Annotated in this window: 14 protein-coding genes and 1 pseudogene; 6 read left to right on the forward strand and 9 right to left on the reverse strand. The window is 54.3% G+C overall.

The window, feature by feature from the left end; translation table 11 throughout:
• The 6 genes and pseudogenes from INR99_RS17555 to INR99_RS15920 all read left to right on the forward strand — a co-directional run.
• A pseudogene (locus INR99_RS17555) lies at positions 1-132 on the forward strand (IS481 family transposase); the annotation flags it as partial.
• Positions 133-361: 229 nt separating this feature from the next.
• A complete protein-coding gene (locus INR99_RS15900) occupies positions 362-679 on the forward strand; it encodes a hypothetical protein (protein ID WP_194117364.1) in 318 nt (105 codons plus the stop codon).
• A complete protein-coding gene (gene csx16, locus INR99_RS15905) occupies positions 676-993 on the forward strand; it encodes a CRISPR-associated protein Csx16 (RefSeq protein ID WP_194117365.1) in 318 nt (105 codons plus the stop codon). Before INR99_RS15900 ends, csx16 begins: the two co-directional genes overlap by 4 nt.
• Before the next feature lie 80 nt (positions 994-1,073).
• Positions 1,074-1,259 carry a hypothetical protein gene (locus INR99_RS15910; RefSeq protein ID WP_194117366.1) on the forward strand — a complete coding sequence of 62 codons (186 nt, stop codon included), beginning with the start codon at positions 1,074-1,076 and terminating at the stop codon, positions 1,257-1,259.
• Between the two features lie 88 nt (positions 1,260-1,347).
• A complete protein-coding gene (locus INR99_RS15915) occupies positions 1,348-2,349 on the forward strand; it encodes a GTPase family protein (protein ID WP_194117367.1) in 1,002 nt (333 codons plus the stop codon).
• Between the two features lie 79 nt (positions 2,350-2,428).
• Positions 2,429-3,151 carry a GTPase family protein gene (locus INR99_RS15920; RefSeq protein WP_194117368.1) on the forward strand — a complete coding sequence of 241 codons (723 nt, stop codon included), beginning with the start codon at positions 2,429-2,431 and terminating at the stop codon, positions 3,149-3,151.
• Between the two features lie 349 nt (positions 3,152-3,500).
• Here the strand turns inward: INR99_RS15920 and INR99_RS15925 are convergent, their stop codons facing one another.
• From INR99_RS15925 to csm6, 9 genes are all read right to left on the reverse strand, one after another.
• Positions 3,501-4,766, reverse strand: coding sequence for a PDDEXK family nuclease (locus INR99_RS15925; RefSeq protein ID WP_194117369.1), 1,266 nt, complete (start codon positions 4,764-4,766; stop codon positions 3,501-3,503).
• Between the two features lie 74 nt (positions 4,767-4,840).
• Complete coding sequence (locus INR99_RS15930; protein WP_194117370.1) at positions 4,841-7,636, reverse strand: hypothetical protein; 2,796 nt, start codon at positions 7,634-7,636, stop codon at positions 4,841-4,843.
• A 134-nt stretch (positions 7,637-7,770) separates the two neighbouring features.
• Positions 7,771-8,781: a type III-B CRISPR module RAMP protein Cmr6 gene (gene cmr6, locus INR99_RS15935; protein WP_194117371.1), complete on the reverse strand. Its 1,011-nt coding sequence runs from the start codon at positions 8,779-8,781 to the stop codon at positions 7,771-7,773.
• 139 nt (positions 8,782-8,920) lie between these two features.
• Positions 8,921-9,274 (reverse strand): type III-B CRISPR module-associated protein Cmr5, encoded by a 354-nt coding sequence (gene cmr5 / locus INR99_RS15940; RefSeq protein WP_194117372.1) that lies wholly within the window; start codon positions 9,272-9,274, stop codon positions 8,921-8,923.
• Positions 9,275-9,276: 2 nt separating this feature from the next.
• Positions 9,277-10,149, reverse strand: coding sequence for a type III-B CRISPR module RAMP protein Cmr4 (gene cmr4, locus INR99_RS15945; RefSeq protein WP_194117373.1), 873 nt, complete (start codon positions 10,147-10,149; stop codon positions 9,277-9,279).
• A 35-nt stretch (positions 10,150-10,184) separates the two neighbouring features.
• Positions 10,185-11,309 carry a type III-B CRISPR module-associated protein Cmr3 gene (locus INR99_RS15950; RefSeq protein WP_194117374.1) on the reverse strand — a complete coding sequence of 375 codons (1,125 nt, stop codon included), beginning with the start codon at positions 11,307-11,309 and terminating at the stop codon, positions 10,185-10,187.
• Positions 11,306-13,282 carry a type III-B CRISPR-associated protein Cas10/Cmr2 gene (gene cas10, locus INR99_RS15955; RefSeq protein ID WP_194117375.1) on the reverse strand — a complete coding sequence of 659 codons (1,977 nt, stop codon included), beginning with the start codon at positions 13,280-13,282 and terminating at the stop codon, positions 11,306-11,308. Before cas10 ends, INR99_RS15950 begins: the two co-directional genes overlap by 4 nt.
• A 1-nt stretch (position 13,283) precedes the next feature.
• Positions 13,284-14,480, reverse strand: a complete 1,197-nt coding sequence (gene cmr1 / locus INR99_RS15960; protein ID WP_194117376.1) for a type III-B CRISPR module RAMP protein Cmr1 — start codon at positions 14,478-14,480, stop codon at positions 13,284-13,286.
• The gene (csm6, locus tag INR99_RS15965) at positions 14,477-15,613 is read right to left on the reverse strand and encodes a CRISPR-associated ring nuclease Csm6 (protein WP_194117377.1); all 1,137 of its coding nucleotides are present in this window, start codon (positions 15,611-15,613) and stop codon (positions 14,477-14,479) included. The genes cmr1 and csm6 overlap by 4 nt, the downstream gene beginning before the upstream one ends.
• Between the last annotated feature and the right edge of the window lie 32 nt (positions 15,614-15,645).

Consider the following 15,645-nt stretch of genomic DNA (forward strand, 5'->3'; position numbering starts at 1 on the left):
CTCTATAACCAGCATTTGCCACAGCGGGCGCTACAGCACCAATCCCCCCTTCAAGCGATGAAGCATTGGCAGAAGCAAAGGCCCGAGTTATTCAAAAAGCGTGTAATCAATCGAGCGGGACTGGACACGTAGGAAGCCGATGATTTGTTCTCCCGAATAACGCAATTCATGTCCACTCTCCTTGGATAGGGGTGACGCAGTCCCCGCCTAGACTTCCCGAAGGAGATTAAGACTTGCCCTCTCCGACTATTTCTAGAGCGCAATATGTAGTGCTCAACTGAAATCCCGCAAGCTTGTCATACCCGCAGATAAACGCTAGTCGTTAATACTTCGTGCATCCTCACACTGCAGGAGCAAGACGGTGAATTACCTGCTTATCGGCCACTTGAGTGATCAGACGCGGCATGTTCGAAACGCGCGGCAAACGCCCCCCCATCACATCAAGATCTGCACACCGGATAGTAATTGGATGTCGCAGAACATGATTCACCACACCGATGTGGTGTGGTTGGCCCGTTTCATCCGACATATCGTTACCCAGATCGCACGCAAAATCGTTTCCCCAGTGCAAGCTCTGCAAGGAGATAAGCCGACTATGCCACAGTTGCTAGCATCCATTCTTGCCATAGCTGCTGTGATTTCGCTGCAGCAAGGCACTTCGGCGAGGGCGGCCACATGACGATCTGGTTTGTTTCGCGCCATGCGGGGGCGATAGCTTGGGCGAAAGCCAGAGGCTTACCGATAGATCGTTGGGTGACACATCTGGATGTGGCGTTGATACAGACCGGCGATACGGTAATCGGCACGCTACCGGTGCATCTGGCCGGGCAAGTCTGTGACTGCGGGGCAGGGTTCTATTTCCTGTCGCTTGATGTGCCTGAGCATTGGCGCGGCCAGGAGTTAACGACCGAGCAGATGCAGCAGGTCAGTTGTTCACTGCGGCGCTATCAGATTACGCCTATGCACGATGCACCGGGCTGGCCTTCCAGCTAGCCAAGCTTGGCTACGCGTCCAGAGGCGATGCCTTTTGTATGCTTCCCATCATCAGCAAAACACATAGAGGAGTACACACCATGACCTTTGTTTCCATTCTCAAGCAGGCAACCCTGGGAGCCGCTGGCGGTGTGGCACTGATTACGGCGTTACCGATTTTCGGCGCGGTAGGGGCGATTACCGCCACCGGTGCGGCCGTGGGCGCAACTATGGGCGCAGTGCTCGGCGTCTGCGATGCCATCCGCGATGAGGAAAACAGCGTGTAATAACCAGAAGCTTGCTGGCCACGTTTTATTTCACCGCTCTGCCATCATAACTTCAAGCCAATCTGTATCCACATCCAGGAGAACGCACATGAAAAACGAAACTCAGACCATCGCTCAGGCTCAGAACGATATTTTCTCGATCCTAGAGCACGACATTCTCAGCTCCAACGCGCCGGAATCGGAAAAAGTGAAGATGCTGCGCAATCTGCAGCACCTGAAAGCACAAAAGCTGAATCTGCTGATCACAGGCGCAACCGGGGTGGGCAAGAGCAGCACCATCAATGCGCTGTTCGATACCGAGGTGGCCAGGGTAGGCACCAGCCCGGAACCGGAGACGATGGACATCGCCAAATACGAGCTGGGCAATCTGGTGATCTGGGATAGCCCGGGGCTGGGCGATGGCAAGGAGGCCGACAACCGTCATGCCAAAGGGATCATCAGCAAGCTCAACGAGCTGGATCAGAATGGCCAACCGCTGATTGATGTGGTGCTGGTACTGCTGGATGCAGGCAGCCGCGATATGGGTACGGCATTTCAGCTGATCAACGAAATTGTCATCCCGAATCTCGGTAACCAGACTGACCGGTTGATTGTGGCGTTGAACCAGGCGGATATGGCGATGAGGGGGCGCCACTGGGATTTCGAGGCGAATCGCCCGCAGCCACCGCTTTCCACCTTCCTGGACGAGAAGGTTACTTCGGTGGCGCGCCGGATCAAGGAAAGCACTGGCGTGAGCGTTGAGCCGATGTATTTTTCCGCGGGATACAAGGAGGGCTACGAATGCCAGCATCCGTACAACCTCGCCAAATTGCTGTATTTCATCGTGCGCAATGCGCCGGCAGAAAAGCGGATCGTGCTGGTCGACACTACCAACAAGCAGCAGGAAATGTGGGAGGACAACGATGAGCTGGAGGATTACATAGAGGAAACCCGAAAAACCATGTGGCAATCCGTCACCGAGTGCGCTAGCAAGGGCGTAGATATCGGGGGAAATATCGGCGGATTTTTCGGGGAAACCGGAAGGACGATTGGCAAGGCAATCGGAGGGGCCGTCGGGGCTGTAGTGGGGTTTTTCAGTAGTTTCTGGTGACTTCGTTCCACACACTTTCGCCTCGATAACTTCAGGGTTCATTGCACACCGAGCAAACAGCCTCTTCAGGAGACATTGCATGAGTCAATACAGCACCTACCGCCTCGGCGACATCTCCCGAAAGCTGGATCACGCCCGCTTTTACCCGCTGGATGTGATGGTGACTGGTGTAACCGGCGCCGGAAAATCATCGACGCTGAACGCGCTGTTCCTGCGTGAGATTGCCCGTGTGGGTCGTGGATGCGAGCCTGAAACTATGGGTATCGATCACTACAGAATGAATGAACGCATCCGCCTGTGGGACACGCCGGGGCTGGGCGATGGCATTGCGGCTGATCTGCGCCACCAGAAGGCGATGATTGATCTGCTAACACGCACTTACACGCATCAGGATGGCGTATTCGGACTGATCGACCTTGCACTGGTGGTGATTGATGGCAGTGGTCGTGATCTGGGGGCGACCTATAGCCTAATCAACGATACCTTGCTGCCTTATTTGGCGGCGGATCGGGTGATGGTGGTAATCAATCAGGCTGATATTGCCATGAAAGGGAGGCACTGGGACGACGAGCGACGCAAGCCTCTGCCTGCACTGCGGGAGTTTCTGGACGATAAAGCACTTTCGATCCAGAAGCGCGTGCGCGAAGCAACTGGACTCTCCATTCGCAAGCCGATCTATTACTCAGCCGAGTACCATTACAACATCCCCGCATTTTTCGACTTCATCATCGAGCATATACCAACTAAGCGGCGCAATCTGGACATCTGTTCACAGAGAATCGCAAGCGGATTCCGCAGGTAAATACACCTGCCTGCCAGAGTCTGAAGAGGATATCCAGGTAGGGTCGAGGCTGCCAACATATTGGCGCATTCACCTAACGATGATGGACATTTCACTAAGCCTGCCTGTCTCAGAAAGTGAATCGGTTTACTGGCTCTTTGAATCAAACTGAGGCAAGTGGGCGAATACCACAAGTCGCAGTTGTCAGCACCTACGACAGGGGTTCCAGCCTTACAGGCGAAGCGATGAAATTATCGAGAAAATTGCAGGCATTTTCAGATCACTTGTACGAAGAGGCGTAGTCGACCACTGAATCGCGTGCAAAAGGGGCAATCGAAACAACACCGCTAACCGGAAAAAGCCACAAGGCTCATGCACCAGATGTACCCCGAATGCTGGCGAACAGCTCTTCTTTACTGTAGATGACAGTGATGCCACTGACTTTGCACCGCTGACTGAAGCTCTTCTTGGTAATGAGCTGCGATTTGTTGATTTTCCCGCTATCGAGTTGGTGTGTGCCTTGTGGGCCAATGAATAGCAGTTTGGTGGTTCTACCAAAACGGTCACCCAAGCTACTGATCTGCTTTTCTATGTCTTGACTATCTTTGCCGGGAGGAAAGTCGGTTTTTATTTCGATCAATCGGGCTTGCCCTCGGTAGTTGAGCAGCAAATCCAGTTCACGTTTGTAATCGTCGCTGTCGGGCGATCCGGCGATGTTGCTGATGACGGACGCTTCAGGAATGCCGGCCTCGATCACCCAGTGCCGTACCAGTTGTTCCAGCCAGATTCCGCTAATCCAAGCGCGCAAGTGTCTACCCTTCTTTTTGGCTGCGTTACCGGGCACAACCAAATGTTCGCCCATATCCCTAATCTCATCCGGCGCGAGCGCGGAAAACGCATTAAGCCATTGGCGCTCGGCGGCATCCGGCGGATTACCAAGCTCACTCCAGGTCAACGTAAGACTAGGGGAATTCCAGTCCTGTTTGCTGCGGCCTTCGCTCCAGACTTTGGCCAAACGGGCCAGCAGGGCCTCGAGCGCGGGTTCACGTTCGGTGAGCGCATTCCAGATATTCTGCGCCAGTAGCAGGCTGTTCGGGCTATCACACAGGGGATTGGTGTGATTTTCTCTGACTTGCACGTTATGCAGTCTGGCTATAGCGCTTGGGCTGGCATCAACAAAGGGGACACGCTCGACAGCGTAACCGCATACATCAGGAGCGACGCTCAAACTCTGGATATCGAATGCATCCTGCGCTTTATAGTCTAGTTCATCCCAATCTAGCGCAGTCAGCAGCACAGCGGTAAGCGCTTTGGTTCCACCAGTAAAATTCAGTCGACGTGGGCGTCCGGCAAACTGAGCGTCATTCAGTAGCGGCTGCAGTACTTCGTGAACCCAACGCTGGCAACACTCAATGTCCTCGGCAACCAGCTGATGGATTTTATCAGGGCGATGGATTGTCACTTGCGGCAATTCGGTTTTCAGCACTTCGGTAAACCGATCGGCGTCTTCCTGCATCTGTTTGCTGACAATCAGAATGAGATCGTCTGGCTTACGGGTGAGGCAGGCTTCCAGCTCCGGCTGGTTGAACCTGGAAATGATGCAGACATAAATTGGGCTTGCTTCGTGACGGAGCAAGGTATTTCCTCCTAACGTGCGCCCACCCACCAAAATTCAAGTGGCTGGGTGGCGATACATTTAAGCATAGATGTTCAATGGAAGTTAAATGGCAGGGTGGCGCGCAGTAGCGCCAAGGGCTCGGCAAGCGTCAAACCTGCCTGCGGCACGTTAGGAAGTTCCTGGATCAACGAGGTCAGCGAGACGCCTGTCGCATTGACACCTTCCAGTTTTAGCCGCTCGGCCAAACGATGCAAAACCAGACCCATCCAGCGCAGGGTAAGCCCGGCTTCGTCAGCAGTGCAGGCGTCGATGGCCTGATTAATGAATTCGCTTGCGAGCGCAGCCTTACCCGAATTGACCAGAAGCCAGGCTCGGTAGGCGTTGATGAGCGGCCAGGGATGGTCATCGATGTCGCGTTCCCATTTATCCTGCGTGGCCAGGTAGTCGGTGATTACCGCGTGCATCAATGCCGGTCGAGTAATGCAGGCGCGCAACAGCAGATGCTGGTCAAATCGCTGTTCATGTCCACTAGCAGCAAGTGAACGGGCGGCATCTGGTAGATTGGCCTTACGAGTGACATCACGGAAGTGTCGAGTTAGTTCAGCTTCCAGTTCAGTATCGCCAAGCGGTCCGTCCATTAAGACGATCAAGCGATACACGCTGGTCTGACCGGCTTCACGCTGTGCCTGGATCGGGTCGCTCAGGCTCGCAAAAGTAGTCAAAGCCTGATCGAACTCAGTCAGCGCAGTGTCGAGCTCACCCTTGAAGGCGTACAGTTGCCCCAATGCCGAGCAAAGCTTGGCGCGGTTGAGTTTGCCAACCGTGGCGATGGGTTGTTGTCGCCAGTCTTCGAGTTCAGTGCGCAGCAGGTCGAAATCGAAATAGTTGGTGGAAAGCGTTGCAACGCGCAGTAGGGTTTCGCAGCATTGCGGCGCCATCTCATCGCGCAGTTCACGGGCCAGTTCAATGCAGCGGCTAACTAGTTCTGGCTCGATGCGCCCACGATGGTTGGCGAGAGCCAGACGTGCTGCGGCAAACTCCAGTTGCAGCGGGCCACTGAACTGCTCGCCCTCCGGCCGCCAGTCATCAAGCCATTGCAAGGCATGAGCCAGCGTGGTCAGCCGGTATTGCTTCAGCCGCAATGAAGTTTGGACGGCGTCGAGGTAATGCCGCCATTGATGCGGAGACTTACGGGTTCTTTGGCCGAGCTCATGCAGGTAGCTGTGAATCAAACCGCTCGAATTTTCTTCATCCAGTGCACCACACAGCGCATACCAGTCGCTGGCGGATAGGGTGGCCTGGCGGCTTATCGCCAGATACAGGCGCTCCATGGCGGCTTGATCCGGACGCAGCAGGCAATGTCCTTGCAGCAGCGATTTTTTGAGCCGATCGCGAGAAACGGCTGCCGGACTGCCCCAAGTAAACGCCACAGCATCGACATAGCCGTTATATGGATGGCCTTCTTTGCCAATGATGTTGAGCCGCAAGATCAGGCGCTGGAAGCGCTCCGGGTCCAAGTCGTGCAATTCACTGCTGATGATTTCTTCGAGCGCGTCGAGGCGCATGCCATTCTTGTACTGACCTCGATTTTCAATGTGACATTGAATGACATTCTGGCAATCTGACCGAAAGGGAAGTTGCATCAGCACCCAGCGCACCACTTGGCGAACATGGTTAATCCAGTGAATGCCCTGACTTCCAGCATCGTTGGCGGTAAAGCCAAACAGCCCGACCCGTGCTGACATCAAGCAGGCCACGGCGTCATCCACCTCTTGAGCGGATTCATCGGCAGCATGAAACCCTTTTTTGAGTGGAGGTAGTTTGATGCCTTGCGGAATCGCAAGCGCAACAATGCGCCCTAGGTCCTTGTCGCTGTAGGGCAGATCGTCGGCCTTCTGGTCGAAATGCTGGCCAGTTTCATCAATCAGGATGTCCCATTGCGCGGCAGGTTGCAGGTAGCGAAGGCTGTTTGGGTGATGCCCCTCCACCAGTACCACGGAAGGTAAATGACTGGTGTAGCTGCCTGCCGAAGCTTTATGGCGAACGGCCTGTTTTTGCAGGAACTTCTGCAGTTTATTCAACGTGATGTCGAGGTGTTTGGAAACCCACTTTCCTTCACTGTTTTTGGCAGCATCAAACCAGGCTCGGAACTCCGGTGTGTCGCCGTGCTTATTCCAGCGCTGAAGCAATTCATCTGCCAGCGCACGAGCCTTTTCGCCTTTTTTGCGCATTTGGGTTATTTCACTGGCTAGAGATGGCATGCAGATAGCGCGTTTCAGTAATTGCTGTTCGATGCGTTCGCACTGGGCGCGATTGTCCGTCGTATCCTCCCAAGCGGTATGTTTGAAGAGTTCGAACAGTAACTGCTTATCGCTATTTTCCTGCATTTCAACAAGCGCATCTTTAGCAGGCATCGCTGCCAGATAAGGTTGCTGGTTTGTCTCTAGGGCAATGGCTATAGCAGGTTCGGACACCGCCTCCGTTGGCGCACACCGCGAGCTATCTGCCGTGATTCCGCATTCGATCAGTGGAACAACAGGTGTTGCTGGGGGGGCGGATAGCGGCACAGTGTCACCCGATTCAGACGATGTACCTCCTCTACCCTTAAGAACACACCAGCCACCAAACTGACTGAATGCGCGCCCGGCATCAGGAAAACGCGCGATGGCCAGCAGCCAAGGCAAGGCGGGAGTGGATTCGTCACCCAGAATCCAGTCCGGCTGGCCTTGCACTTTATCCAGTTCCTGATGCAAGGTAATCAGCGTCTCTGCCCCCACTTGCAACCATGTTGCCTGCAGCGTATCCGGCAACGCAACGGCCAGCTCAGGCAAACACAGTACATGCCCTTGCAGTTGCGAAGATGGCATGAGTTGCATCAGGGGCGACATCAGACTTTCCTTTGCATAGGATTGGCGTTTATGAATATCTAGGCCTTTGGGCGGTGATCGACCTTGTATCACAACTAAGGTCACTCTGAACTCAAATGGCCGCTTTCGGAAGCAGGACAGAATTGGTCCGTTATTCAGCTGGGTGGGAGTTCCGTCAGGGAGATCAACGAATATTGATTGCCCAGCTTTTCAACTGTGGCCTTGACGACTAAATGCTTCTTGCCATCTTTCAGGCGCTTTTGCGCGGTTTCACTCAGTGTCTCGAGTGTCTCCTTGCTCTTGGGCAGAGTAAGGGATAATTTGTCGCCTGCCGCCGAGAGAATGGTCATTGCTGATTTGCCTATGTTCCAGCTCACTTTTGCGTTTTCCCAGACTTCTCCACCGGTGGCGATCCCCGATTCGTGCAATTTTTTACTTTTGAGATCTTCTTCGTTGAAGAAGCGGCCATAGCCTGCAGCGGTTTTAGCGCCGGCCCCCATCCATTCCAGTGCGAGCGTTAGTTGCTGCATGGCGGCCGTGGTATCTTGCCGGGCTTGCGTATCACTTGCTGCATTGCCGGTTAAACGCGGGGCGATCATAAAACGGAATTCGGGTTTTTTGACCACCAGAAAGGGCACCGGAACGGGGCTGTGCCAGTCGGCCGGGGCTTTGTCGGCAAAGTCGCGTTCGCTGCGGATTTCTCCGCCCTGTTCGTACCACTTGCCCATGTGCGGAGTCATCACGTCGCTGGCCAGATGGACCGGCGCCAGAGGCAGGGCATCAAAGAAAATCAGCCCGCCGGCGGCGTCAGTTTCTGCATCATTCGCCCCTTTCACCGCACCAAACCAGCGGTTAATCAGGGTGTTGCGCTCGGTTTCGCTGGCGTGTTCCATCCAGGCTTCCACCCAGCCGCGCAGCAGGCCTTTAACACTGCTGGCGGGCAGGTAGGGTACGCCCAGCGTGTGATGCCAGGTCATGCCGTTTTCAACCGGATGGCTTAAACCTAGCCCGGTGGCAAAGTGCCAGTCGCCTTTGAAGTCCCGCACTTCTGCGCCCAGAGCTTTACCAAGAGATTCGAAGCGTTGGGCGGAGGCTTGCAGTTGCTCTTTGCTGCCCTGCGGGCCTTGCACGGTTTCCAGCCATTGCCGTTTGCCTTCGTCGCCCACTTCTACCCCGCCGTCGCGGGTTGGGATATAGCGGTTGTAAAAACGGGTGAACCACAAGCCGGTATTGGCATGCTGGTGTTTGGCGATGGGGTGATTGCCTAAGGCAGATTGGTAGATGGGTAATGTCATGGGACTCACCTTAGAGATAGGCTTTGGCGAATTTTTTGACCCAGTCCATGTAGTGCATGGCTTCGGCCTGTGCAAGGCGGTAGGTGTGCATATCGCAGGTAGTGATGGCGGTTAGCAGATCAGGCTTACCGGAAAAAGGGCGACCTTCGCTGCGCAGCCAGCTATCCAGCACTGCGTAAACTTCCGGATAGCCGTCTTTATCCTTGCTGCGGAAAAAGGCTGCGGCTTGCCCCAGGCCATTGGCGTGAATCATAAAGGGCAGTTCGGAGGCACGGGCTTTGTGTTTGTCGCCCTCACGCAGCGGCACCAGTTCCTGTACTTTTTGCAGTGCGTGTTTGGCGCGTAGTTGTTGCAGGGTTTGCATACTCAGGCTCCCACTTTGCTAACACGGCACCACCCCATGCCGACGGTTTCATTGCCACCCAATTGCAGATAAGGGGCCTCGAGCGGGAAAAGTTGCAGTGCCTTGCCCAATACGCTGGCGGCACTCACCTGTTCGCGCCGCTGGCTGCGGGCGGGGCTAGCGGCCAGTGCGATATACAGCACGGTTTCCGGTGGCAGGGTTTCTTCGTACCACAGTGCACCGGACTTCACGGTTTTACTCTGGTTGTTAATTGCGATATGCGGGTTGACCGGGGTGGCATATTGCGCCAGATGGGCAAACATATCGTCGGACACAATAACCAGTTGCTTTTGCAGCCGTTCGGCAAAGTTTTCGTCCGTATTAACAAAGCCGGCCAGCCAGTTAATCAGCGTGCCGAGATCGTGCTTTTGTGCCTGAAACTGGAACTCTTCCAGATACAGGGGGGCGCTGTCGGCCGCATGCAATGCGATTTCGTTTTTCTGGTCTGGCAGCTTGATGGCAGGCACGTTTTTATTCATTCGGCGGGCATCGTCTGCGGCACGGTTCAGCAGGGCTGGGCAAGTCACCCATTTGAAGTGGCTGGTTAAACTGCGTACCGGTAGCAGCAGCAGGCGAGCATCGCCCACGGCCAGTGCACCGGCATGGTCGCTGGCATTGTTGGTGTCCGGGCCGAATACATCGGCAATGCTGTCTTTATCCAGCGCGCCCTGTTCGGCTTTGCAGCGCAATGCGCCTTTGACGGCCGAGCCAAAGATGCAGGGCCAGCCGGTGTGGGCTTCGCGCATGATCGGCAAATCAATCACGCCGGTGGAAGATCCCGCACCAGCGTGGATAGAGGTTTCGGCATACAGGCCGAGTAGTTCAAATTGCATCATGATGGTGTTGTCCTAATTGCGTATTGAATGTGTGATTACCAGTAGCCGACGGCCAGCTCGCCGCGACCATATTCGGTGTCTTGTCCGATCTGCAGGCCATGCAGGGTTTTCTGGGCGTGTTGCAAATCTTTGCTGTCAACGAGTTCGCAGAAATAGCAACTGCCGGCCGGAACCAGACTGAGCAGATCACGCGGGGCATGGCCCGCCAGATCCCATCCGCCCTCGCGCTGGGGCTTGCCCACCACGCAGCTGATAAGCTTGAGCCGGATGCCCGCGATTTCGCCTATCCAGACTTCACGCCGGCCTTCGTCCTGCCGGACAAACCCGTCCGGGCACCAGCCGGCACTAAAGCGGGCCGGGGTCAGCAGCATGAGCAGCAGCCCTGTGGCATTGGCGGGTTTTTGAATCATGGGCAGGCCTTTGCTGTCACGCCGCTGCCAGGCGGCCAGCCGGCCTTCGGCACCAAGACGCACCATTCCATTTTCGGGGAGCGGGCCGGCATCCAGACCGGTGATTTTGATGCCGATCTGCAGGTTCACCTCTTTGCTGCTGATGGGGCGAATATGGCGGGTTTGATACAGCAAGCCGTCGCCGGTGACCCGCTTACGGTTATCACGGGCAATGCCAAGGCGCTCTTCTTGGGCAAACAGCTGGTGAGCAGCAAAAATCTGCTCGGCGGGTATGGCGTTGCCACCGAGAAATTGAGCCAGTGCCTCGGCACTGATAAAGGCGTTTTCTTTCGGTTTGGCACCTTCCAATTTGGTGTTCTGCTTTACGGGGAGCTGTACTCTGCCCAGATCGCAAAATACGGCATCGGGAGCCGGAAGCAGTCGGGTCTGGCCATCTTTGCTTTCCAGATAATTCAGAGGGAGCGGAAAGAGGCGCTTCCCCTGGTTCATCAGGTAGGGGCCGCAAAATTGCAGTGGACCGAGTGCTTCCGGCGTGCCCATAATCTGCCGCAGCGGGTGTTGCGGGTCATTCTTATAGCCCGTCCAGTCGCCGCCATGGGCTTCGCCAATGGCTGTACGGATTGCGCCAATCACCGTACGGGCAGGCGGCGGAAACAAGCTGGATAGCTGGCTGCCACCCACGGATTCAATCGGGCGAGATTCCTTGAAGAATAAGGTGTCTACCGCACTAAATGTCCATTCTTGCGTCACTGTTTGACTCCCTTCTGTGCCAGAAAGCGCACCAGCAAAGCGCCATCGGCTTTCAGCAGTTCGCTGGTTTTCCATGCTTCTTTAGCCTTGCCCGCTTCGCGGGTGACCGCGCGACATTGCCGGAGCAGTTCACCAATTTTGCTACGGGCTTCTTCCATGCTCAGATCACGATTTTGGCCACTGTTTTTGAAATCCACCGCCACTAGCGCGAGTGACTCGTCATCCTGCAAGATGCGATTTTCAAACGTGCCATCGGCCTTTTGAGCTGGATTGAGCAATTCAAAACGCTCGCCGATTTTGTAGAAAAACTTGTTGGAGAAATCGCCAGCGCCCGTCTGATCTTGCACCCGGAACTCCTCGACAAGCTTCTCAATGTGCAACTTTCCCTCCGGGTCGAGTGCAATCTCCCATGGCTGCGCCCATTCCACCGTCATTCCACCCGGCTTCCAGACCCGTACCGCCAAGGCATCGCGGCCGGCATCGTCTTTGGCGACATCATCCAACAGGCTGTGGGCATCCTGCAGAATCTTGCCCAGCGGCATTTTGACGTGGGCAAATTCAATGGCTGCCGAAATGGTGGTTGGTATTTTCGGATAGGGCTTGAAGCAGTTAAGATAGGACTCCCGGACTGCAGCTGCACAGCGCATGGCATCTTCCAGCGGCAGAATAGCCAGCACATCATCGCCACCTGCGTAGATCAGAAAGCCGTTATGGCCTTCAACAATCCTAGGCACCGCAGACGTAAAGGCATTCAGGGCGGTAGAGATAGGGGTCTGGTTTTCTGCGTCGGCCATATGTTTACCCAGCGAATCACCATCCATCAACAGAATGGCGTAGAAGGGCGACAGCGGTTCGTCAAAGTCAGCGTGCAGACGCTTGAAATCGCCCAGTGCTTTTTGCAAGCCGGCAACTTTCTGGGTGTCGTAGTCATAGGCGGTGGCATGTTCCAGCACATGATCAAATAGCAGATTGCCATCCAGTGCCAAAAAACGGCCTGCTAATTCGGGATCGGCAAACTGCTCGCGCGCGGTTTGCAGGCAAGCGACGCGGGTTTCCCATTCGCTGTGATCTTTGTTTACAGCCTTCGCTGCAGCGTAGAGTGTTTGCAGTTCACCGTGCGTGGCAGACTGGACGAGTTTTTCCAGCCAGTGTACGGCGGCCATATAGCTGACGGATGGAACTCCCGGTTGCAGCTTCCAGCCTTTCAGCTTCAGCCCGCTACCCAGTGTGGTTTCGAATGAATCAAAGTGACGCACAAAGCGGCGTTTCACATAGGCCAGTGCGCAAAGATGTTCCTGCTTGGCCAGATCGGACTTGATGCCGCTGAGTTCCTGTTCGCGCAAGGTGTTCCAGAATTGACTCAGTAGACTATGGCGCTCGCCACTGGATTGTCCTGGCCGGGTCGCGCCGGATAATTCCTGCCAGCCATCCATCACCATGCATTTCACGCCAGCTTCCGGCTGGGGATAGTGGGAACGCCAGTTTTTGCGCTGATCCAGCAGGGAACTAGCCTGTGCATCGCCGCTGAGTGCCCAGCTGATTTCCCAGAAGTGCCCATGTTGCCGATCCCAGATGGTACGGGTGTCTTTGGCTGCTACATCGGCCAGCTGGTCTTCATGCCAGATATGCTCGGCCAGAGCAATCCACGCTTCGCGAATGGTGGCTTCAACCAGAGCGCCATTAAAATCGGCGGGCACTTTGGCGCTAAAGGCTTTGAAGCGGTTGGGAATACCACCCTGACGCGGGGGCTCGCCGTCCTTTTTCTTGCCGGTAATCCAGTCCAGATAGCCGCTTTCCGGAATAGGAAACTGGATTTCACCGTTTTGTCTTTGCACTTCGGCCATAGCCACACCCGCCAGCCAGGACAGCAGAAACGACCCCGCCCAGAAATCCCGCGTGCGGCGAGCCTGGGCCACAAATCCTTGGACTGGGCCCAGCGTAAAGTGGAAATATTGCTGTTCGGTATTTGGCACGTTACTGGGCTCCAAAAAGGGTTTCGCGTTTTTCAAAGCGCTTGCGGTTCAGATAGTCGTGTAGCACCTGCCAGTTAACCTCTGCCGGCACATCCGAATGGGTACGCCCGGACTTGATTTTGATTTGGATACTTGCGCCTTCTGGCAGAAATTGTGCCGGCAATAGGGTGTGCACGGCGCAGACACAACCATCCGGCAACTGATGGATATGCAGGAAAAGTGGGCTGGCGCGTCGGCCGTCGTGTCGATCTGGTGCGTAATTCACATCCGCCTTCCCCTTGGTGCTGGAGAAGAAATAATTGTGGGGCAAACCAAAAACAGCCCGCTGTGGCGCTTCCTGAACCCGGTTGCCTTGGGTTGCCTGCAGAATCAGATCGTGGTCCTCTGCAAAATTGCGTTCAGCGGGTTTGCCATTCACTTTGCCGCTCTGCCCATAGCTGCGATAAAGCTGCTGCTCGGCACCCACATCGGTGAGTAACTGGAAGGGGTCTTTGCCACACAAAGAAATATCAATGCGGGTGTCCTTGGAAAATGCGGTATAGGGTGGAGTATCGCCCTGTAGCTTAATAATTGATTTGAGCGCAGACTTATACCCAGTAAAATCAGCGGGAACACCGCGATCATCGCCCTCCCAGGCAGAAAGAGAGACCGAACCCATGCCATGGCGGGCACGACTGCCAAGAGCACCCAGCAACCCGAACAGATACATAGCATCGGCAACCGATTTTTTATCTTCGGTCTTTGTACCAGGTCGGAAACGCAATTGCACACCAAACTGCCCATTAACCAATGCACTACGCAGGCAATGTTTTCCAGAATCATGGGTATATTTACCGATACCCATCCCCAATAGATAAAACTGACCATCAGTCATTCGATCAAATGGTTGCTTTTCAATTTTGACAGTATCCTCTTGTGAAACTGTCAAAAGAAACACCCCTTGCCCCCCCCTTTGGCGGCCATCTGCCTCAGTAGCCGCCAGCCCGAATAAACGGGCTTCTTCGTCATGAAGCTGCTTCAAAGCCTCAGGCTGTGATTTGCCTTGACTTATCCGTCCCCAGTTAAGCGCACGCCACCAGAATCGCAGCGCCCCCTTAACAGAAGGTGGGCGGATAAATTCTGCTTTCTGGTCAGCGTCACCGCCGCCTAGGAACATTGGCGTTACCAATTCAAATGTAGCTTTGATAACTGAACTCATGACTCCACCCCTGGGAAAATCTCACCATTAATCGTGACATCAACACCTGATATATCAATATAGTGACCTTTGCCTCTGATCGTTTTAATCAGATATCGATCGCCATAATCCCCAAGAACTTGCTCCAACTTTTCTTTGATAGCATTCTTCCTCTGGTAGAAAAATTGCGCTCGATCATCCGCTCCAGCATCAAACTGCCTGATGTATTCATCCTCAAAATCATCGCCAACCAGATCACCAAACGACTTGATCTCAACCCATTCATCAACAGTGATGTCAAGCCAGTTAAATTCACGCACCTCTGCCATTTTCTTCAAAATGAACAGATAAGTTGAGAAATCGATTGGGGATAGCGGGATTTCTTTCCCATGACACTGCAGCCTTCCGGCATGCCGCTTGTTTTTATACTCAATACGAATCTCAATGCTCGGGTTTTCCATGCCTATATTCATCGAGCTAACCAGCTCAGAAAATGAGGCTGGCCTATTTTTCAATGCAGCCGGTATCCGCTTCCTCAAATACAGAATCGGAATTTCAGCCAGCATCACTTGTGCCGCAGAGGTGTCGAGTGGCTTGTCATTCCTTCCATGAACAATCACAGCTTGCTTCGGCGGGAAGTAAAAATCCCTGCTGCTTTCGAAGTCTTCGCTAACCAGCACATGCGACAAGCGATCCTGTGGCCGGCCATACAAAGACATGGCGTAACCAAGCAAAAAACCCATGCTCTTGCGCCCGCCAGCAATCGAGGCATGAATTTCAGTTGCCTCATCTTTGGTCAGGTCCCACACCTTCGCTGCAATGGCATCAGCCACAGCGGCGCTATCTTCAAGGTTCTTTATGTCATTAAGTACTTCGGTTCCATTTTTAAAAGTCATAAAACAGGTTTCATCGAATTTGATGCTTTTTCCTTCAGGAAGATAGTCCGCGCAGAACTGACCAAACTTGTTGCGCGAAGGGTGCAGCAATTCAGCTTTTGCATGATCACAACCATCGCGTGTACTAAGAACCTGGATCTCATCCGGAATCCAAGGATTATCTGCGCGCGTTATCAACGCATAAAGTGTCTCCGTCACAATTTGAGGAGACATACCTGATACCACCAGCAGTATTTTTCGCCTTGAATTTGTAGTCACTTTTAATTCCTATAAATCTACCGTTTCCAGAA

The sequence above is a fragment of the Chitinilyticum piscinae genome, assembly GCF_015223195.1.
GTDB classification, from domain to species: Bacteria; Pseudomonadota; Gammaproteobacteria; order Burkholderiales; family Chitinibacteraceae; genus Chitinilyticum; species Chitinilyticum piscinae.

What these genes read in the sequence shown, in the direction of transcription:
- csx16 (WP_194117365.1), top strand. Translation starts at nt 676, where the DNA reads ATGACGATCTGGTTTGTTTCGCGCCATGCGGGGGCGATAGCTTGGGCG.
- INR99_RS15910 (WP_194117366.1), top strand. Translation starts at nt 1,074, where the DNA reads ATGACCTTTGTTTCCATTCTCAAGCAGGCAACCCTGGGAGCCGCTGGC.
- INR99_RS15915 (WP_194117367.1), top strand. Translation starts at nt 1,348, where the DNA reads ATGAAAAACGAAACTCAGACCATCGCTCAGGCTCAGAACGATATTTTC.
- INR99_RS15920 (WP_194117368.1), top strand. Translation starts at nt 2,429, where the DNA reads ATGAGTCAATACAGCACCTACCGCCTCGGCGACATCTCCCGAAAGCTG.
- INR99_RS15930 (WP_194117370.1), bottom strand. Translation starts at nt 7,636, where the DNA reads ATGTCGCCCCTGATGCAACTCATGCCATCTTCGCAACTGCAAGGGCAT.
- cmr5 (WP_194117372.1), bottom strand. Translation starts at nt 9,274, where the DNA reads ATGCAAACCCTGCAACAACTACGCGCCAAACACGCACTGCAAAAAGTA.
- cmr4 (WP_194117373.1), bottom strand. Translation starts at nt 10,149, where the DNA reads ATGATGCAATTTGAACTACTCGGCCTGTATGCCGAAACCTCTATCCAC.
- cmr1 (WP_194117376.1), bottom strand. Translation starts at nt 14,480, where the DNA reads ATGAGTTCAGTTATCAAAGCTACATTTGAATTGGTAACGCCAATGTTC.